The 18,642-nt window shown below is 71.8% G+C and carries 18 protein-coding genes; 12 read left to right on the forward strand and 6 right to left on the reverse strand.

Going from position 1 to position 18,642, the window contains the following annotated elements; all coding sequences use genetic code 11:
• The first annotated feature begins 111 nt into the window (after positions 1–111).
• From ACFWRO_RS13440 to ACFWRO_RS13460, 5 genes are read left to right on the forward strand one after another with little or no spacing between them, the layout of a single operon-like run.
• The gene (locus ACFWRO_RS13440) at positions 112–1,719 is read left to right on the forward strand and encodes an ABC transporter substrate-binding protein (RefSeq protein ID WP_384508842.1); all 1,608 of its coding nucleotides are present in this window, start codon (positions 112–114) and stop codon (positions 1,717–1,719) included.
• Positions 1,720–1,742: 23 nt separating this feature from the next.
• On the forward strand, positions 1,743–2,708 hold the full coding sequence (locus ACFWRO_RS13445; protein WP_384508845.1) for an ABC transporter permease: 966 nt from the start codon (positions 1,743–1,745) through the stop codon (positions 2,706–2,708).
• Positions 2,701–3,537 carry an ABC transporter permease gene (locus ACFWRO_RS13450; RefSeq protein WP_384508847.1) on the forward strand — a complete coding sequence of 279 codons (837 nt, stop codon included), beginning with the start codon at positions 2,701–2,703 and terminating at the stop codon, positions 3,535–3,537. Before ACFWRO_RS13445 ends, ACFWRO_RS13450 begins: the two co-directional genes overlap by 8 nt.
• On the forward strand, positions 3,534–4,565 hold the full coding sequence (locus ACFWRO_RS13455; RefSeq protein WP_384508850.1) for an ABC transporter ATP-binding protein: 1,032 nt from the start codon (positions 3,534–3,536) through the stop codon (positions 4,563–4,565). Before ACFWRO_RS13450 ends, ACFWRO_RS13455 begins: the two co-directional genes overlap by 4 nt.
• Entirely contained in the window at positions 4,558–5,226 is a 669-nt protein-coding gene (locus ACFWRO_RS13460) for an ABC transporter ATP-binding protein (protein ID WP_384508853.1), read from the forward strand. The genes ACFWRO_RS13455 and ACFWRO_RS13460 overlap by 8 nt, the downstream gene beginning before the upstream one ends.
• A gap of 40 nt (positions 5,227–5,266) precedes the next feature.
• On the opposite strand, the gene ACFWRO_RS13465 is transcribed toward ACFWRO_RS13460, so the two are convergent.
• Positions 5,267–6,823: an oxidoreductase gene (locus ACFWRO_RS13465; protein WP_384508856.1), complete on the reverse strand. Its 1,557-nt coding sequence runs from the start codon at positions 6,821–6,823 to the stop codon at positions 5,267–5,269.
• Positions 6,824–6,962: 139 nt separating this feature from the next.
• Between ACFWRO_RS13465 and ACFWRO_RS13470 the strand changes: the two genes are divergently transcribed.
• From ACFWRO_RS13470 to ACFWRO_RS13480, 3 genes are all read left to right on the forward strand, one after another.
• Entirely contained in the window at positions 6,963–7,811 is an 849-nt protein-coding gene (locus ACFWRO_RS13470) for a phosphatidylinositol-specific phospholipase C/glycerophosphodiester phosphodiesterase family protein (RefSeq protein ID WP_384508859.1), read from the forward strand.
• A gap of 113 nt (positions 7,812–7,924) precedes the next feature.
• The gene (locus ACFWRO_RS13475) at positions 7,925–8,119 is read left to right on the forward strand and encodes a hypothetical protein (RefSeq protein WP_384508862.1); all 195 of its coding nucleotides are present in this window, start codon (positions 7,925–7,927) and stop codon (positions 8,117–8,119) included.
• 152 nt (positions 8,120–8,271) lie between these two features.
• Positions 8,272–9,855, forward strand: coding sequence for a hypothetical protein (locus ACFWRO_RS13480; protein ID WP_384508865.1), 1,584 nt, complete (start codon positions 8,272–8,274; stop codon positions 9,853–9,855).
• Between the two features lie 62 nt (positions 9,856–9,917).
• Here ACFWRO_RS13480 and ACFWRO_RS13485 read toward each other — a convergent pair whose 3' ends face one another.
• The gene (locus ACFWRO_RS13485) at positions 9,918–10,718 is read right to left on the reverse strand and encodes a VOC family protein (protein ID WP_384508868.1); all 801 of its coding nucleotides are present in this window, start codon (positions 10,716–10,718) and stop codon (positions 9,918–9,920) included.
• Positions 10,719–10,856: 138 nt separating this feature from the next.
• Positions 10,857–12,101, reverse strand: a complete 1,245-nt coding sequence (locus ACFWRO_RS13490; RefSeq protein ID WP_384508870.1) for a phosphodiester glycosidase family protein — start codon at positions 12,099–12,101, stop codon at positions 10,857–10,859.
• 140 nt (positions 12,102–12,241) lie between these two features.
• Between ACFWRO_RS13490 and ACFWRO_RS13495 the strand changes: the two genes are divergently transcribed.
• On the forward strand, positions 12,242–13,321 hold the full coding sequence (locus ACFWRO_RS13495; protein WP_384508872.1) for a dihydrodipicolinate reductase: 1,080 nt from the start codon (positions 12,242–12,244) through the stop codon (positions 13,319–13,321).
• Positions 13,318–13,803 (forward strand): carboxymuconolactone decarboxylase family protein, encoded by a 486-nt coding sequence (locus tag ACFWRO_RS13500; protein WP_384508874.1) that lies wholly within the window; start codon positions 13,318–13,320, stop codon positions 13,801–13,803. Before ACFWRO_RS13495 ends, ACFWRO_RS13500 begins: the two co-directional genes overlap by 4 nt.
• 24 nt (positions 13,804–13,827) lie before the next feature.
• On the opposite strand, the gene ACFWRO_RS13505 is transcribed toward ACFWRO_RS13500, so the two are convergent.
• Positions 13,828–15,405 carry a GMC oxidoreductase gene (locus ACFWRO_RS13505; RefSeq protein ID WP_384508877.1) on the reverse strand — a complete coding sequence of 526 codons (1,578 nt, stop codon included), beginning with the start codon at positions 15,403–15,405 and terminating at the stop codon, positions 13,828–13,830.
• 160 nt (positions 15,406–15,565) lie between these two features.
• Between ACFWRO_RS13505 and ACFWRO_RS13510 the strand changes: the two genes are divergently transcribed.
• Entirely contained in the window at positions 15,566–16,204 is a 639-nt protein-coding gene (locus ACFWRO_RS13510; protein ID WP_384508879.1) for a hypothetical protein, read from the forward strand.
• 39 nt (positions 16,205–16,243) lie between these two features.
• On the opposite strand, the gene ACFWRO_RS13515 is transcribed toward ACFWRO_RS13510, so the two are convergent.
• The gene (locus ACFWRO_RS13515; protein WP_384508882.1) at positions 16,244–16,972 is read right to left on the reverse strand and encodes a VOC family protein; all 729 of its coding nucleotides are present in this window, start codon (positions 16,970–16,972) and stop codon (positions 16,244–16,246) included.
• 201 nt (positions 16,973–17,173) lie between these two features.
• Here ACFWRO_RS13515 and ACFWRO_RS13520 point away from each other — a divergent pair, with 201 nt between their 5' ends.
• Positions 17,174–18,388 (forward strand): aromatic acid exporter family protein, encoded by a 1,215-nt coding sequence (locus ACFWRO_RS13520; RefSeq protein WP_384508885.1) that lies wholly within the window; start codon positions 17,174–17,176, stop codon positions 18,386–18,388.
• A 39-nt stretch (positions 18,389–18,427) separates the two neighbouring features.
• Here the strand turns inward: ACFWRO_RS13520 and ACFWRO_RS13525 are convergent, their stop codons facing one another.
• Positions 18,428–18,619 (reverse strand): hypothetical protein, encoded by a 192-nt coding sequence (locus tag ACFWRO_RS13525; RefSeq protein ID WP_384508888.1) that lies wholly within the window; start codon positions 18,617–18,619, stop codon positions 18,428–18,430.
• Between the last annotated feature and the right edge of the window lie 23 nt (positions 18,620–18,642).

Here is an 18,642-nt window from a genome sequence, read left to right on the forward strand (position 1 = left end):
GAGGTCCAGGACCCCGAAGTAAGGGTCCCGCTGTGCTCGCACCCCTTTACATACGGTTTAATTGCGTGTTGTTCGCAACAACAGTTGATCTTCAAAAGGGGTGTGGGCACGATGACCGCCCGATCCATACGCGGCACCGCCGCCGTCGCGCTGGCCGGGACCCTGGCCCTCACCGCGGCGGCCTGTTCGAACCCGGGCGGCGGCGCCGCGGGCTCCGGCGGAGCGAAGGACTCCGCGGTCGTCGGCATCGCCTACGAGCCCGAGACGCTCAGCCCGCTCCTCGGGTACGGCAAGGACGGCAACTCCAAGATCTTCGACGGGCTCCTGGCCTTCGACGGGGACATGAAGCTGAAGCCGGCCCTCGCCGCCGAGCTGCCCGAGGTGAGCGCGGACGGGCTGACGTACACGTACAAGCTCCGCACGGGCGTCACGTTCAGCGACGGCAAGCCGTTCTCGGCCAAGGACGTCGTCTTCACGTACCGGACGATCCTCGACCCGAAGACGAACAACCCCTCCCGCACCGAACTCGACGCCCTCAAGAGCGTCGAGGCGGTCGGTGACGACACCGTCGTCCTCCGGCTCAAGTACCCCTACGCGCCCTTCGCCGAGCGCACCGTCCTCGGCATCGCCCCCGAGCACGTCGCGGGCAAGCAGGACGTCAACACCGGCGCCTTCACCACGAAGCCGATCGGCACCGGACCGTACGTCCTCAGCGACTGGTCCAAGGGCGAGAAGCTCAGCTTCAAGGCCAACCCCACCTACTGGGGCGGCGCGCCGGAGGTGAAGAAGTTCACCATGGCCATCATCAAGGACGACGACGTCCGCGCCACCCGGCTGCGCTCCGGCGACCTCGACGGCGCCATCCTGCCGCCGAACCTGGCCGCCGGGTTCAAGGGCGACAAGGCGAAGAAGACGTACGCCGCGAAGACGTACGACTACCGGACCGTCACGCTCCCCACGCACAACAAGGTCAGCGGCGACGTCGCCGTCCGCCGCGCGCTCGACGTCGCCGTCGACCGGCAGGCCATGGTCGACAAGATCCTCGAAGGCGCGGGCAAGCCCGGCTACGGGCCCGTCCCCACCGGCAGCGAGTGGTTCGCCAAGGGCACCGAGCGCCGCCACGACCTCGACGCGGCCAAGAAGATCCTCGACGAGGCCGGCTGGAAGCCCGGTTCGGACGGGGTCCGCGTGAAGGACGGCGTACGGGCCGAGTTCCCGCTCTGGTACCTCTCCGGCGACAAGCTCCGCCAGGACCACGCCCTCGCCTACGCCTCGGACGCCAAGAAGGCCGGCATCTCCATCAAGACCCAGGGCGGCACCTGGGAGGTCATCGAGCCCCGGATGAAGACCGACGCGGTCCTCGCCGGCGGCGGCTCGCCCGGCGACCCCGACTTCGACCAGTACCTGCTGCTGACCTCCAGCCTCGGCGGCGACGGCTTCAACAACATGGCCTGGTACGACAACAAGACCGTCGACAAGGCCCTCGTCGAAGGGCGCCAGACCGACGACCCGGTCAAGCGGCACGCCGCGTACGACACCGTGCAGCGCGAACTGGTGAAGAACCCCGGCTACACCTTCCTCACCCACATCGACCACCTCTACGTGGTGAACGACAGCTGGGACGGCCTGTCAACCCAGACCGAGCCGCACGACCACGGCCTCGCGTCCGGCCCCTGGTGGAACGTCGAGAGCTGGAAGCCCAAGGGCGCCGGGAAGTGAGCCGGCGCCTCCCCTGGGGGGCCATGGCCAGGATGACGGGACGGCGGGCCCTGTTCGCCGTCCCCGTCCTCCTCGGCGTCACCTTCGCGGTCTTCGCCGTCGCCGAAGCCTCCCCCTTCGACCCCGTCAAGGCCTACGCGGGCACCGCCGGGCTCACCTCCTCGCAGGAGAACCTGGACCAGCTCCGCGCCAACCTCGGCGTCGACCAGCCGCTCACCACCCGCTGGTGGGAGTGGCTGACCTCCGCGCTCCACGGCGACCTCGGCGACTCCAGCGTCATGCGCCAGCCCGTCGCCGACGTCATCGCCGAGCGGATCGGCTGGTCGGCGCTGCTCGCCACCACCGCCTTCCTCGTCGCCATCGCGCTCGGCACCGGCCTCGGCGTCCTCGCCGGGCGCCGCAGGGGCGGCCTGCTCGACCGGGCCGTCAGCTCCGCCGCGTACACCCTGGAAGCCGCCCCCGCCTTCTGGCTCGGGCTCCTCGCCATCTGGTTCTTCGCGCTCAAGCTCGGCGCCCTGCCCGCCGGCGGACTCACCGACACCGCCAGCGACACCGTCACCTTCGACCAGGTCGCCACCCACCTCGTGCTGCCCGCCCTCGTCCTCGGCGTCTCCCAACTGCCCTGGTTCTTCCTGTACGTCCGCCAGGGCGTCGGCGACGCCCTCGAAGAGGACCCCGTGCGCGGGGCACGCGCGCGTGGACTGCGCGACCGGACCGTCCTCCTCGGCCACGCCCTGCGCTCCGGAATGCTCCCGATGCTCACCCTCGTCGGCTCCCGCGTCCCCGAACTCATCACCGGGGCGCTGCTCGTGGAGACCGTCTTCAGCTGGCCCGGCATAGCCGCCGCCACCGTCCAGGCCGCCACCTCCGTCGACTTCCCGCTGCTAGCCGCGCTCACCGTGCTCGCGACGGCCGCCGTCCTCCTCGGCAACCTCGTCTCCGACCTGCTGTACGGGCTCGCCGACCCGAGGGTGGGATTCGATGGCTGAGCAGCGCACCCGGCGCATACGCCTGTGGTCCTCGGCCGGAATCACGGGCGCGGTCCTCCTCGCCGTCCTCCTCGTCCCGCCGATCGTCCAGCTCGACGAACAGGCCGTCGACCTCTCCCTGAAGCTGCTGCCGCCGTCCTGGGAGCACCCCTTCGGCACCGACGACGTCGGCCGCGACCTGCTTCTGCGCTGCGTCTACGGACTGCGGATCTCGCTCCTCGTCGGCGTGGTCGCCGCGCTCGTCGCGACCGTCATCGGCACCGCCGTCGGCGCGGCCGCCGCCTCCCTGGGCGGCTGGACCGACCGGGTCGTGATGCGGATCGTCGACGCCTTCTCCTCCGTACCGCACCTGCTGCTCGGCATCTTCATCGTCGCCATGTTCCGGCCGGGCGTGTGGCCGGTCATCGTCTCCGTCGCCCTGACCCACTGGCTGTCGACGGCCCGGATCGTCCGCTCCGAGGTCCTCTCGCTGCGTTCCCGTCCGTTCGTGGACGCGGCGATCTCCGGCGGCGCCTCGCGGTGGCGGGTGACCGTGCGCCATCTGCTGCCGGCCGTCCTGCCGCAGGCCGGACTCGCCGCCGTCCTGATGGTGCCGCACGCCATGTGGCACGAGTCCGCGCTCTCCTTCCTCGGCCTGGGCCTGCCCAGCCACCAGGCCAGCCTCGGCAACCTGGTCCAGTCCGCGCGCTCCTCGCTGCTCGCCGGCGACTGGTGGCCGACGCTCTTCCCCGGACTGCTCCTCATCGTGCCGACCCTGGCCATCGCCGGGCTCGCCGGGGCGTGGCGGGACCGGCTCAACCCGCGCCGCCGATCGGAGCTGATGCTGTGACCGCCCCGACCCCGGACTCGCGTGTCGCCCGCGCCCTGAAGGCGGTCAGCGCCGAGCGCGCCGACGGCGCCGTGCTCAGCGTGCGCGGGCTCTCCGTCCGCTTCCGGATGCGCGGCGGGCGCCACGTCGCCGCCGTCAGCGACGCCGACTTCGACCTGGCGGCGGGGGAGTGCCTCGCCCTCGTGGGCGAGAGCGGCTGCGGCAAGTCCGTCCTCGCCTCCGCGCTCCTCGGCCTCCTGCCGGGCAACGCCGAGACCTCCGGTACGGCCCTGCTCGACGGCGTCGACCTGCTCGCCGCCGACGAGAAGACCCTGGCCCGTACGGTACGAGGACGGCGCGTCGGTCTCGTACCGCAGAGCCCGGCCGCCCACCTCACGCCCGTACGGACCGTCCGCTCCCAGCTGGAGGAGACCGTCCGCGAGCTGACGGGCGGCGCGGGGCGGGAGCGCCGCGCGGCGGCCGGGAAGGCGGCGGAACGGGCCGCGTTCCCGGCCGGGCACCTCGACCGGTACCCGCACGAGCTCTCCGGCGGCCTCGCCCAGCGCGCCGCCACCGCGCTCGCCCTGATCGGCGACGCCCCGCTGCTCCTCGCCGACGAGCCGACGACCGGGCTAGACCGCGACCTGGTCGACCGGACCGTCGACGAGCTGCGTCGCCACGCCGACGAGGGACGGGCGCTGCTGCTCATCACCCACGACCTGGCGGCCGCGGAGCGGATCGCCGACCGGGTCGCGGTGATGTACGCGGGCCGGATCGTCGAGTCGACCCCCGCGCACCGCTTCTTCGGCGAGCCGGGCCCGAGCCACCCGTACGCCCGGGGACTCCTGGACGCCCTGCCCGACCGCGCGTTCACCCCGATCCCCGGCATGCCCCCCGAGCTGACCGCCCTACCGGCCGGCTGCGCTTTCGCCCCGCGCTGCCCCCGGGCGACGGAGGCCTGCGACACGCCACCGGCCCTCCTGGCGGGCGTCGCCTGCCACCACCCGGAGGCACGGCCGACCGACGCACCCGGAGCGCCCCGTGCTTGAACTCGACTCCATCACCGCCGGATACGAACGCCGCGACCCGGTCGTCCGGGGCGCCTCGCTCGCGGTCGCGCCCGGCGAGTCGGTCGGCCTCCTCGGCCCCAGCGGCTGCGGCAAGTCCACGCTCGCCCGCGTCGCCGCGCTGCTCCACCGCCCGGAGGCGGGGCGCGTCACGATCGACGGGGAGTCCGTACGGGGCTGGCGCCACCGGGCACCCCGGCCGCTGCGGACGGCGGTCGGCGTGGTGTTCCAGCAGCCCCGGATGTCCGCCGACCCGCGGCTCCCGCTGCGCGACCTCATCGCCGAACCGCTGCGCGCCACCGGCCGCCGCGCGGAGGTCGACGCCCGCCTCGCCGAACTCGCCCCGACGGTGGGCCTCACGGCCGACCTGCTGGCCCGCCGCCCCCACGAGGTCAGCGACGGCCAGCTCCAACGCGCCTGCCTGGCCCGGGCGTTGGCGCTCCGCCCGCGCTGGCTGATCTGCGACGAGATGACGGCGATGCTCGACGCATCCACGACGGCGGCGCTGGTCGCGACGGTGGAGGCCTACCGCGCGGAGTCCGGCGCGGGCCTCCTCGCCGTCGCCCACGACCGCGTCCTGCTGACCCGCTGGTGCGATCGCACGGTCGAATGGTCCGATTGCGTGGCCGCCGAGAAGCCCTGACGGCACCCCGCAGGCCGGGTCGGGTTTCGCCCTGCGACCGTCAGTTCTTCTGGAGTGTCCGGGTCATGCCCGCGATGAAGGTCGTGGTCAGCACCCAGCCGCAGCCCACCAGCAGATAGGCCAGCCACTGGAGGCTGTCCTGCGTCCAGTACCACGCGGTGCGCTGCCCCAGACCGCCGATGGGGATCAAGAGGTCGAGGGTGTAGACGAGCGGCTGGAACGGGCCGCCTTCGCCCGGCTTCATCGGGGACGGGGAGTGCGTGTCGAAGGCCAGGGTGCCAAGGAGGGTCAGGAGGACGAGCCAGAGACCGGCCAGCCAGGGTCGGTAGCCGTAGCCGACCGTCACGTCGAGCAGGTGTCCCCAGGCGCGGTTGGCCGGGGGCAGCGTGCGGCGCCGGTGGCGCTGCTTGGCCAGGAGCACCCGACGCGCGTCGTCGTCGTGGCCGATGCTCCGGTACCAGCTCGCCAATTGCTCGTACGGCTGCGGGCTGTAGCCCGTGCTGCGCCGGATCCACTCGACGCGATCGGCCACGGGCTCGCGCCGCACCGCGGCCTCCCGGCGCTCGCCCACCTCGTCCACTTTGATGGAGCCGTAGACAAAGCCGTCCAGCTCCACCACGTCCGGCCAGCTCTGCCGGCTGTCGTGCAGGTAGGACACCCGCGCTCCCCGCAGATCGACGGTGCCGGCCGGCGGCCGGGCGAGGGTGAAGTCGAAGTCGACGGCCTGCAGCAGCATGCCGAGCAGCGCCGTGCCGTCACCGTCGGGTGCCGCGTTGAGGACGGCCCGCTCGAAGCTGAGGCTGTCCGAGATCTGGGCGCCGCGCAGCCGTACGGTCCCGTTCGCGGTGAATCCTCCGGAGAAGTTGAGCGAGGAGGCCACGGCGTTGTCCACGGCGAGGGCCACCCCGCCGGGGCCGGGGCTCTCCAGGCGCGCTCCCCGCATGAACAGTCCGCCCGGCAGCTGGGCTCCCCTCATCCGGATCCCCCCGTGGGCGACGAACCCGTCCCGGAAGAAGACACCGCCTTCCGAGACCATGCCACCGGCGGACACCGCCCACCCGCCGGGCGCGGTGATCTCGGCCCCGCTGAGGAGCACTTCGCCGGCCACGTGCGCGTGGATCAGCAGGACGACGGTCATCTTGCCGTGGAACTGCGAGACAGGACCGCGGTCCATGACGCACCGGCGCAGGTCGAGGCGTCCTTCGATGCGGGACGAGCCGGCGTTGAGGCCCGGCAGTCGGCTGCCGATGATCGAGAGCGTCTGGGTCGACGCGGCGAAGAGGTCCACACCCTCCTCGAACCAGCACTCCTCCAACCAGAGGGCATGGCCGATCTGGGCTCCGGAGAGGTTGAGGGGTCCGGTGATGCGCGCGCCGGCCAGCCGAAGGGACGCGACCGCGCCGGTCTGTGAGGTGTTCGCGCCCAGGAGCAGCGCCGCGATCACGGTGGCCCGGATCGTACGCTCGGCGCCCCACCGACCGCCTTCGCGCACCTGGTCGTCGTCGGGTGTTCCCGTACGCAGGTCCAGGCGGCGCCCCTCCGGGAAGGCGTCCCACAGTGCGCGCTCGGGTGGCGTCAACTCGTCGTAGGAGACCACCCGTTCAGGGTAATGCGAACCATCGGCGGACGCGCGGCGTCAACACGGCCAACTCCTGCGAAGTGCAACCGAGTTGGTGCGCGACCCCGACCATAATCGGTCGGGTCCGTGTCGGCCCCGCACCCCCTGGAGTCTCCCCATGGCGCCCCTGTCCCGGCGTACCGCCGTCGCCGCCCTCGCTGCCGGAGTCGCCGGAGTCACCGGCCTCGCGCTGCCCGGTACCGCCGTCGCCGCCCGTGTCCGGGCCCTGCCGCAGGCGCACGCGCACAACGACTATCTGCACGCGCGGCCCCTTCACGACGCCCTCGCCCATGGGTTCACCAGTGTCGAGGCCGATGTCTTCCTGGTCGACGGGGAGTTGCTCGTCGCGCACGAGCCCGCCGAGCTCGACCCGAGCCGTACGCTCCGGTCGCTCTACCTCGACCCGCTGTTCGCCCGGGTGCGTGCCAACCACGGTGCCGTGTACCCGGGTTACCGCCACCCCGTGCAGCTGCTCGTCGACATCAAGGCCGACGGCGTCGCCGCGTACCAGGAGCTCCACCGCCAACTCCGGCCGTACCGGCGGATGCTGTCCACCTACGCCGCCGGTCACGTCAGGCTCGGCGCCGTGACCCCCGTCATCTCGGGCGACCGCGCCGCCCGCGCCCCGATGGAGGCGCAGGACTTCCGCCACGCCTTCTACGACGGCCGGCTCGACGACCTCGCGGCTCCGGCCCCCGCGCCCGCCTCCTTCATCCCGCTTATCAGCTCCAACTGGACCCAGTCCTTCGGCTGGACGGGCGTCGGCGCCTTCCCCGCCGAGGAGCGCGCCCGGCTCCGCTCGATCGTCAGGACCGCCCACGCGCGCGGACAGCGGGTCCGCTTCTGGGCCACGCCCGACGCCCCCGGACCTGCCCGCGACGCCCTCTGGGGCGAACTGCGCGCCGCCCGGGTCGACCACATCAACACCGACGACCTCGCCGGGCTCCGCGCCTTCCTGAACCGCTGACGCGGAATCCCACCCGTTCGGCCGACATGCCGTACGGCCGGACGGCGCTCCCGCTGCGCCACACTGGCCGCCGAACGCCGCGATTCCGGCGCGGCGCAAGGAGGGTGTGGGCGATGGCCGTGTCCGTTTCTGTCGTACTTCTGCTGCTCATCCTGGCGGTGATCTTCCTCCGCAACGGCGGCCTCAAGCTCTCCCACGCGCTGGTCTGCGCCCTGCTCGGCTTCTTCCTCGCCGGCACGAGCATGGCGCCGACCATCCAGAACGGGGTCGCCGCCACCGCCAACGTGGTCAGCAACCTCAAGCCGTAACGTTTCGCGACACCTCTGTTCGGTTCATCGCGTCGGTTCGTTGCGCGATCATGAAGTGGGTATGAAACCAGCGGCAGTTCCATGTACATCTCAATCACTCGGGCCTAACGTCGGCCGCCGGCGCGACCGACGTACGCATCCGAGGAGCCGCATTGACCACCCCCACCGGACGAGCCCGCGCGCTCGCCCTGATCGCCGTGGCGAGCGCCATCGCCCTCGCGTTCGCCACGCCCGCCGCCCTCGCCGACGACATACCGAAGGCCCCCGGCCACCGGCTCGTCGACCACTACCAGGGCGCTCCCGCGACCGCCCGGCCCGTGCCGGGCGACGCGCCCGACCAGCATCCGTACCTCGCGCCGAACGGGCGCAGCGGCATGCACGCCGACGGCGCGGGCAGCGGCACGCACCCCTTCTCCGGCCCGCTCGGGCGCGACCCGCAGGTCTCCAGCGAGAAGATCGCCGCCGTCGGCGGAGAGTGCGCCACGGCCACCTTCGACGCGGGCGGCCGCCTCGTCACCGTCTGCGGAACGTTCTCCGGCTTCCTGCTCAAGCTGCTCGACCCGCGCACCCTGGACACCCTCGCCGAGTACAAGCTGCCGCAGCGCTCCTCGACCGTCGAGGCGATCACCCGGCTCGACTTCGAGAAGATCTTCAAGGACACCTCGGGCGGTGCCTACTTCTTCCTCGACAACCAGGACCGGGTCGTCCTCGCCGACTCCCGGCAGCACGTCCTGCGCATCGCACACCGTCAGAAGTCCGACGGGGCCTGGGAGTTCACCGTCGAGAACGACTGGGACCTCACCCCGCTCGTCCCGCACGACTGCGTCAGCTGGACCAACCTCTTCCCGAGCGGCGTCTGCGACCCCATCACCTCCGTCATGCCGGACTACGACGGCCGCGTCTGGTGGGTGACCCGGCTCGGCCGGGTCGGCACCGTCGACCCCGCCACCGGCGCACTCCGCTCGATCCGTCTTGACGGCGAGGAGATCCAGAACTCGTTCTCCGTCGCCCGGGACGGTGTCTCCATCGTCTCCGACCACGCGCTCTACAGCTTCCGCGCCGACCCCGACGGCACCCCGCGCATCCAGTGGCGGCAGACCTACGACCGGGGGACCGGCACCAAGCCCGGTTCGGTGAACCAGGGTTCGGGCACCACGCCCGATCTCTTCGGCACCGGTGACCGATACGTCGCGATCACCGACAACGCCGACGACCGGATGAACGTCCTCGTCTACCGGCGCGGCACCGGCGTCCCCGAAGCCGAACGTCTGGTCTGCAAGGTGCCGGTCTTCCGCTCCGGCGCCTCCACCACCGACAACTCCCTGATCAGCTGGGGCAACAGCCTCGTCGTCGAGAACAACTACGGCTACGAGAACCCCACCACGCTCACCTTCGGCCGCAGCGTGGTCGGCGGCGCCACCCGGATCGACGTGCGGGCCGACGGCAGCGGCTGCGACACCGTGTGGGAGAGCGACGTCCGCTCGCCCTCGACCGTCCCCAAGCTCTCCACCGCCAACGGCCTGCTCTACTTCTACGAGAAGCAGCCCAACCCCCTCGGCGTGGACGCCTGGTACCTGACGGCCGTGGACTTCCGCACCGGCAAGCGCGCCTGGAGCCGGCTCACCGGCACCGGTCCGGCCTACGACAACAACTGGGCCCCGATCACCATCGGGCCCGACGGCACGGCGTACGTCGGCGTCTTCAACGGGATCGTCGCCGTCCGCGACGGCGGCTGACGGGCGCCGGGCATGAAGGTGCCCGGGGCCTCCACCGCCCCGGGCACCGTCGCGCGTACCGCTCAGACCATGTCGGGCATCTCGCCCACGGTGGTCTTCGTGTCGATCACCGCGAACGCCGCGCCCTGCGGGTCCAGGATCGCCGCGTACCGTCCGAAGGGGCTGTCCATCGGCCCGAAGACCTTCTGCCCGCCGAGCTTCACGGCCCGGTCGGCCGCCTGGTCGCAGTTGTCGACGACGAAGTAGATCTGGATGTACGACGGGACCTCGGCCGGGAAGTCCTCCTGCGTCATCTTCATCCGCCCCAGGACTGGCATCTCGCCGCCCAGGTCGAAGACCTTGTAGTCCATGGTGTCGTCGGCCATCTTCTGCGCGTTGTAGCCGAACACCGAGGTGAGGAAGTCATCGGACTTCGCGGGTTCCCGGGTGAAGACCTCGGCCCACACATAGGAGCCGGTTTCGCCCTCCAGCTCGAACCCCTTGTGCGTGCCGGGCTGCCAGACGCCGAACACGACCCCGGCCGGGTCCTGCGCCAGACACATGGAGCCGAAGTCGCCGACGGCCATCGGCTCCATCAGGACGGTGCCGCCGCTGCTCTTGATCTTCTCGGCGGTGGCGGCGGCATCGGGCGAGGAGAAGTACAGACACCAGGCCGACTGCGGCGAGCCGTCCTGGCCCGGCATGGGCGGGACGACGGCCGCGACCGCTTTGCCGTCGCGGTACGCCTGGGTGTAGTTGCCGAATTCCGAGGAGGCTTCACCGAAGGTCCAGCCCAGCACCTCGCCGTAGAAGGTCTTGGCTCCTTCGACGTCGGTGAACGCCGCGTCGGTCCAGACCGGTGTGCCTTCAGGTCGTGCGGCCATGACGGGACTCTCTCTTCCGATCGACGGTGGTTCGAAGACGGTCTCGATGGGGTTGTGACTCCCACGCTATCGACGGCTCGCGCACCCCGCTCGGTGACGGAGCGTGGCCGTTCCGGATCGGCGGCGGCCAGGGGAGAGTCAGCGGCGGGCGAAGATCCCCACGCCGTTCGGCACGGGGCGTTCGACGCCCCCGGCGGGGTGGTTGCGCACGGTGACCGACGGAGCGTCCCGATCCCGGGTGACGAGCGTCGAGGAGCCTCCGCCGTCGAGGCTGAAGCCGTCGACCGCACCCACCTGGTCCAGTACGGTCGCCACTTCGGCGATCGTCAGGCCGGTCCGGAACTCGGGGCCGCCGTCCAGCGCCATCAGCAGCAGACGCCGTCCGCCGTCCGCGACGCCGCCCGCCGTGCGGACGGCGGATGTCCTGCCGTCGAGGCCGGGCAGGGGCTCGCCCGCCCGCAGCACGGGATAGCCGCCCACCGCGAAGACGTACGGGACACGGGAGCCCTCCGCGACCAGCCGGTGGCGTATGCCGACCCGGTCGCCCACCTCCAGCGCCCGCAGGCTCCGGGCGCCCGCCTCCCGGCCGACGAGGACCTCGGAGCCCGCCGCTATCGTTCCCCGCCCGGGCGTGTCGGCCACCGCGACGACCCGTCCGTCGCGCACCGTCACCTCGTACGTCTCCGTGGAGCAGGGGGCGGCCCGGTCGGTGTCCGTGCCGCAGGTGGCGCGGACGCGCGAGACGGCGCCCCAGTCGGATGTGAACGCCCCGACGGCCCCGACCGGCAGCGCGTACGCGTTGAGCCCGCCGAGCGGGAACCGGCCGTCGGGCGTCGACACCGAGCCGTCCAGGGCGAGCCGGCCGAGCCGGGCCCGGCCGTCCACGCCCACGCCGAGGACCTCGCGGGTGTCGGTGCCCGGCGGCAGCGCGGGACCGAACCGCTGGCCGGTGGGCACGGCCGACTTCAGCGCCCGCCGGGCGGCGACCGCGGGGCCGACCGGGGCGCCGGTCGCCTCGACACCCGGGTGCTGGCTCTCGGTGATGTTGAAGAAGTCCCCGTTGACCCCGGCGACCGCTCCGCGCGCGTCGGCGAGTTCCGACAGCGGGGCGCGGGACGCGACCGCGCCGGGCGTGAGCAGATCGACGCCGACCCCGGGCGCGCGCAGATCCACCGAGACCAGATGGACCCGGGCCGGACCACCGACACCTGTCACGTCGACGGTGCGGTACGCGACGCCCCGGGCGACCTCCGTCCAGACGGCGTCGGCCGTGCCGGGCGTGGCGGCCGCGAGGAGCGCGCACCAGGCCAGCAGGACGGCGGCCAGTGCTCGCGCGCGTGAAACCGGAACTCGCACAGCTTCCCCCTGACGTACCGTCACCATGACGGAATCTCAAGGGAGTTGAGCAGGCGCCGGTGACGGAGAGAAGGTCAGGAGTCGAGTGGCCGGGAACCGGCGAGGAAACGGACCGAAGTCGTTCCCGACTCTAGGAACTGACGGTCCGTCAGGTTACTCTTCCCCGCATGATTCCGACCGTTGTCTGGGGTACCGGAAATGTCGGCCGCGCGGCCATCAGGGCCGTCGACGCCCACCCGGGGCTCGCCCTCGCCGCCGTCCTCGTCCACGACCCCGCCAAGGTCGGCCGTGACGCGGGCTTGCTCGCCGGACTCGACCGCCCCCTCGGGGTGGCGGCGACCGACGACATCGACGCCGTGCTCGCCGCCCGCCCCCGGGCGGTGGTGTACGCCGCCTCCGGGGACATCCGGCCCGACGAGGCGCTCGCCGACGTCGTCCGGGCCGTCCGGGGCGGCGCCGTCGTCGTCACGCCCGCGCTCTACCCGCTCTACGACCAGCGCGGCGCCCCGCCCGAGTTCCGCGACCCGGTGCTCGCCGCCGTCGCCGAGGGCGGCGGCGCGCTCTTCGTCTCGGGCGTCGACCCGGGCTGGGGCAACGACGTGCTGCCCCTGCTGATCAGTGGCCTCGGCTCCACCGTCGACGTCGTCCGCTGCCAGGAGATCTTCGACTACTCGACGTACGAGCAGGAGGACTCGGTCCGCCATCTCATCGGCATGGGGCACCCCATGGAGTACGAGCCCCTGATGCTCGCCGAGTCCATACCGACCATGGTGTGGGGCGGCCAGATCCGGCTGATGGCCCGGGCCCTCGGCGTCGAACTCGACGAGATCCGCGAGACCATGGCGCGGCGCGCGCTCGACACCACCGTGACCACCCGCACGATGGGCGTCTTCGCGGCCGGCACCCAGGGCGCCGTACGGTTCGAGGTCCAGGGCATCGTCGCGGGCGAACCCCGGATCGTCATCGAGCACGTCACCCGGATCCACCCCTCCTGCGCCCCCGACTGGCCCATCCCGCCCGACGGCGTGGGCGCCCACCGGGTGGTCATCGAGGGCCGCCCGCGCATCGAGGTCACGGTCGAGGCCACCGACGAGGACGCCAACCGCTCCGCGGGCGGGAACGCCACGGCCGTCGGTCGGCTGGTGAACGCCGTCGACTGGCTCGTGGACGCGAAGCCCGGCCTCTACGACGCGCTCGACGTCCCGCTGCGCCCCGCAGTGGGCAGACTGGGAAGGAAGAGACCATGAGGATCGACGTCCCCGAGGGCAAGCACCCGATCGAGTTCGTATGGGGCGAGATCGTCCCCGAGATCGGGACGGCCGCCGCGAACTTCTCCCTCTCCGTCTACGCCCATACGACCCTGGGCCTGCGCGAGTTCGAGGCCGCCCGGCTGCGCGTCGCGCAGATCAACGGCTGTCTGTTCTGCCTCGACTGGCGGACCGACCGCGACGGCGAGAAGGTCGAGGAGTCGTTCGCGGACGCCGTCACCCAGTGGCGTACCACCGATGCCTTCGACGACCGGACGCGGCTGGCCGCGGAGTACGCCGAGCGGTACGCCCTGGATCACCACGGTCTCGACGAGGACGAGGACTTCTGGACTCGTATGACCGCGCACTACAGCCAGCCCGAGATCGTGGAGCTGACGATGAGCATCGGTTCCTGGTTGTCGTTCGGACGGCTCAACCGGGTCCTCGGGCTCGACGCGGCGTGCGTGCTGCCGACGTCCTGAGCCGAGGCCGAGGCGCTCCGCGGCTCAGAGGTCGGTGGCGATGATCTTCTCGATGTTGCGTTCGGCGAGCGCGGTGATCGTGACGAACGGGTTGACGCTGGTGTTGCCCGGGATCAGCGCGCCGTCGATCACATAGAGGCCCGGATGCCCGTGCAGGCGGCCGTAGTTGTCCGTGGCCCGGCCGAGCACCGCGCCGCCGAGCGGGTGGTACGTGAGGTGGTCGCCCCAGATCTTGTAGGCGCCGAACAGGTCGGTGCGGTAGATCGTCCCCTCCTTCGCGTTGATCTTGTCGAAGATGGTCTTGGCGGCGTTGATCGACGGCTGCTTCCAGGCCGTCTGCCAGTTCAACTCGACCCGGCCCGTCGCGGGGTTCCAGGAGAACTCGGCGCGGTTCGGGTTCTTCGTGATGGAGAGGTAGAACGAGGCGTACGTCTCGATGCCGGTCGGCAGCGGCGCCACCTCGGCGAACGCGCCGCCCGCGTCCCAGTTGTCGATGCCGGCGGTGGGCATGGACGACTGGAGCTTGCCGGTCGCGTCCCACATGTGGTTGGCCCGGCCGCACATGACGTTGCCGTTGTCGCCCCAGCCCTTGCCGATCTCGCCGTTGAGGCCCGGCAGCGCGCCGGTGGCCCGCAGCTTGGTGAGCAGCTTGCTGGTGCCCACGCTGCCGCACGCGAAGAAGACGCGGTCCGCGACGACGGTCTCGGCGGACGTGGCGTTCCCGGCCGTGTCGAGCCGCTCGATGTCGACGGTGTAGCCGCCGCCGGACGCGGGCGTCACGGACGTGACCCGGTGCAGGGGTGAGATGGTGACCCGTCCGGTCGCCCGGGCCTGCGCCAGATAGGTCTTCTGGAGCGACTTCTTGCCGTGGTTGTTGCCGTACAGGACCTCGCCGGCCAGCGCCGACTTGGGGACGGCGCCGGCCGCCTCCTGCTTCATGTACTCCCAGTCGTAGACGTTGGGCACGAAGACGAAGGGGAAGCCGGAGCGCTGGGCGTGCTTACGGCCGACCCGGGCGTACTGGTAGCAGGCCGTGCTCTCCCACCAGGCCTGGTCGACGTGGTTGACGCCGAGCCCGGCGTTGGCGCGCGGGTAGTAGACGTCGTACATCTCGCCTGCGTCGACGGTCGGGAGGACCGCGCCGAAGTTCTCCCGGCGCGGGGTGACGGCCATACCGCCGTTGACCAGGGAGCCACCTCCGACGCCCCGGCCCTGGTAGACCGTGATCCCGGCGAACTCCTCGGCGTCGAGGATCCCGGTGTGGCGGGGGACGTCCTTGTCGAGCGGGAAACCCAGGAACTGGCTGAGTGGCTGCTTCGTGCGGGTGCGCAGCCAGAAGGACCGGTGGTCGGGGGTGGTCGTGTTGGCGAAGATCTTTCCGTCGGGGCCGGGGGTGTCCCAGGCCATGCCCATCTCGACCATGCGCACGTCGACCCCCGCCTGGGCCAGTCGCAGCGCGGCGACGGAGCCGCCGTAGCCGGTGCCGATGACCAGGACGGGGATCCGGGACGAGGTGGCCGAGGCGTAGGCGTGGGCGGGGAGTGCCAGAGTGCCGAGAATAGAACCTGTTCCCGTGATGAATCCACGGCGTGTAACAGCCATGAGGAGCCCTCACTGTCGGTGGAATGGGAACGAGTTCTACTGCCGCCCGCATGGGAAGTCACGGCATACCTATGGGTAACTTTTGGCTGGATCGCTCAAGAATGTTCGGGACAAAGCCGACATAACGATGAGTCGAAGATCCGTCGATCCCGGAGCGCACATGTCCCAGCCGACCCTCGCCCCCGACGATCTGGACCGTGCCGCGGTCGAGCTCCACGACACCGCCGCGTGGCAGGAAATCGTCCGTCACTGGGACGGCCCGTCGGGGCTCTCGGGTGGCTCGAAGGAACCGGTTCCCGCCCCGGTCGAGCCGGAGTCCGCGCCTGATGACTGGCGCCGGTTGCTCTCCGTCCCCGTCGACCAGCTCGTCGCCACCGCGCTACGGGACATCCCGCCGTCCCCGCCCGCCGAGCGGGCCCTCCCCGGCAGGCTCGGCGCGATCCTGCCCGACCGGCTGCACGCCTGGCGCCGCCTCGGACAGCCCGACGTACGCCCCTCGACCCATCTCGCCCACGCCCGCCGCGTCCTCGTGGAGTGGGGCTGGCAGAACCAGCCGTACCGGCTCCGTGACGCCCGGGGCGCACGCTGCCTCTGCGGCGCCCTGCTCACCGCGCACCGCCTCGGCCACGGCAGCGCCGACACCATGAACCGCTCCGCCGCCTGGATCGTCACCGAACTGCGCGCCCAGGGCTGGACCGACCTCATCGGCCCCTGGAACCGCGCCCCGGGGCGTACCGCCGACCAGGCCCTCGCGCTCGTCGACGCGACGATCCGGCGCGCCGCCGACGCGGGGGAGTGACCCCGGGGGCCCGGCCCCGGGGGCCGCACCGCGCAGGCGTCACTCCACGCTGTCGGCCACTGTGAACAGGCCGCCGTCCGGATCGCGCAGCGCCACGGACCTGCCGTTGCCCGACGGCCGGACCTGCGAGGCCGTCGTACCGCCGAGACGGATCGCCGCCTCGACGGCCTCGTCGATGTCCGGGACCCGGAAGTGCACGTGCCAGCGCGGTCTGACCTGCGGGTCGGGGGCATCCTCCACCGCGCCCCCGTAGAGCCGCGCGACGGTGATGTCGCCGTGGCTCAGGACGACATGGTCGTCCTCGTAGCTCACCTGACAGCAGCCGGGCTGCTCACCGGCCCAGTCGAGCACCTCGGCGTAGAAGATCGCCGCGTCGAACGCGTTCCTGGTCCGCAGCTCCAGCCAGGCAGGGGCACCGCCCTTGCCGACGCTCCAGTCGGGGATGATCTCGCCCTCCCAGATGCCGAAGACGGCCCCCTCGCGGTCCGAGGCGAGCGCCGCCCGCCCCGTCCCGAACCGCAGCGGCCCCACGGCCACCGTCGCGCTGCGCTCGCGGATCCGGGCCGCCGTCACATCGGCGTCGTCGACGGCGAAGTACGGGGTCCAGGCGACGGCCACCGCGAGGCGCGGCGCCAACGCGCCGATCCCGGCGACCGGGGCGCCGTCGCTCAGAGCGACGGAGAACTCCTCACCCAGTCGGGTGGGCCGGAACTCCCAGCCGAAGACACCCCCGTAGAAGGTCTCGGCGGCGCCGAGGTCGCGGGCCATGAGACTGACCCAACAAGGGGCGCCGGACACCGCATGGCTCGAGGTCGACACAACCTATCCATCCGTCGTGGACGCGTGATCGCTCTCATCCCACCGTAACCCCGGCGAGATCGCCATTCCGGCACGCCCGCACCCGCGCCCGACCGGTCCACGCCCCGCGCACGGCATGCGAAGAGCCGACCCTTGCGAAAACCTGACAAGGTGAGGGACGTGCGCGCGGCGCTACGACGAGCCGGAACCGAGCTGTGGGCGCGGCGCCGGGACCCCGTGGTCGTCCAGACCGTCCGGTCCACCGCCGCGGCCACCATCGCCTATGTCGTCGCCCTCCAGCTGAGCAGCGAGGCCGCCCCGCTGACCGCGCCGCTCACCGCGCTGCTCGTCGTGCAGGTCACCCTGTACTCCACGCTCACCACGGGCATCCGACGGGTCAACGCGGTGGTCGTCGGTGTCATCATCGCGATCGCGTTCAGCGCCCTGGTCGGCCTCACCTGGTGGAGCCTCGGACTGATCATCCTCGCGTCGCTGGTGGTGGGCCGCTTCGTGCGCGTCGACGAGTTCGTCCCCGAGGTCGCGATCAGCGCCATGCTCGTCCTCGGCGTCACCCAGGTCACCAACACGGCCTGGGACCGGGTCCTCGAAACCCTCATCGGCGCCGTCGTCGGCCTGCTGTTCAACACCGTCCTCGTCCCACCCGTCTGGGTCGACACGGCGGGGGAGTCCATCGAGGACCTGGCGCGCCGCATGCGCCGGCTCCTGCTCGGCATCGGCGAGGACCTCACCACCCCCACGCCCGTCGCGCGCGCCGCCGCCCGGCTGCACGAGGCCCGCCGGCTCGACAACGACGTGGCCGACGTCGACGCGGCGCTGCGCCAGGCCGAGGACAGCCTCAGGTTCAACCCCCGGGTCAAGGAGAAGGAAGGCGCCCTGTACCGCATCGTGCTCCGCACCGGCCTCGACACCCTGGAGATCTGCGCCGTCGTCCTGCGCGTCCTGGCCAGGACGCTCACCGACCTCGCCAAGGAACGAGAGGAGGGCGAACTCTTCCCGAAGGACGTCGCGGTCGCCCTCGAAGACCTCCTGGCCCGGGTCGCCGACACCCTCGTGAGCTTCGCCGTCCTCGTCTCCACCCATGTCAGCGCGGACGCCGACGCCGCCGAGGAACGGCTCGCCGGCGAACTCCGCGCCGCCCGCGCGGTCCGCGACCACGCGGCGGAGCTGCTGCTCCGGGTCGTCCAGCGCGACCCTCGCCAGTGGCAGCTGTACGGAGCGCTGCTCGCCGAGATCGACCGGATCCTCGACGAACTGGACCTCGACCAGCGAGGACGCCGCCTCATGGAAGAACTCGACCGCCACTCGCGCGAACGCGCCGAGCGGCGGCCGAGGCTGTCGGCGTTCTACGACCGACTGGGGGTGTGAGGGGTCGTAGGGGGATCGGGCACAGGGAAATTCCGGCAGTCACCGCCGGTCGTTCATCAGCTCCTGAAAAGAACTCATACAGGGCGTGCAGTGACGGTCGGTCCTCTCACGCTCCTCGAGCGGCTCCTCGTGGAGCGACTCCCCGCAGAGGGCGGTCGCCTTGCCGATGGCGGCCACGTGCCAGACGAAGACCCCGTCCCGGGGTGCTATGCCGACGTGCATTTCGTACATGGTCGTCTCCATGCTCGGCGGAC

It is taken from the genome of Streptomyces sp. NPDC058579, from assembly GCF_042718575.1.
Taxonomy (GTDB): domain Bacteria; phylum Actinomycetota; class Actinomycetes; order Streptomycetales; family Streptomycetaceae; genus Streptomyces.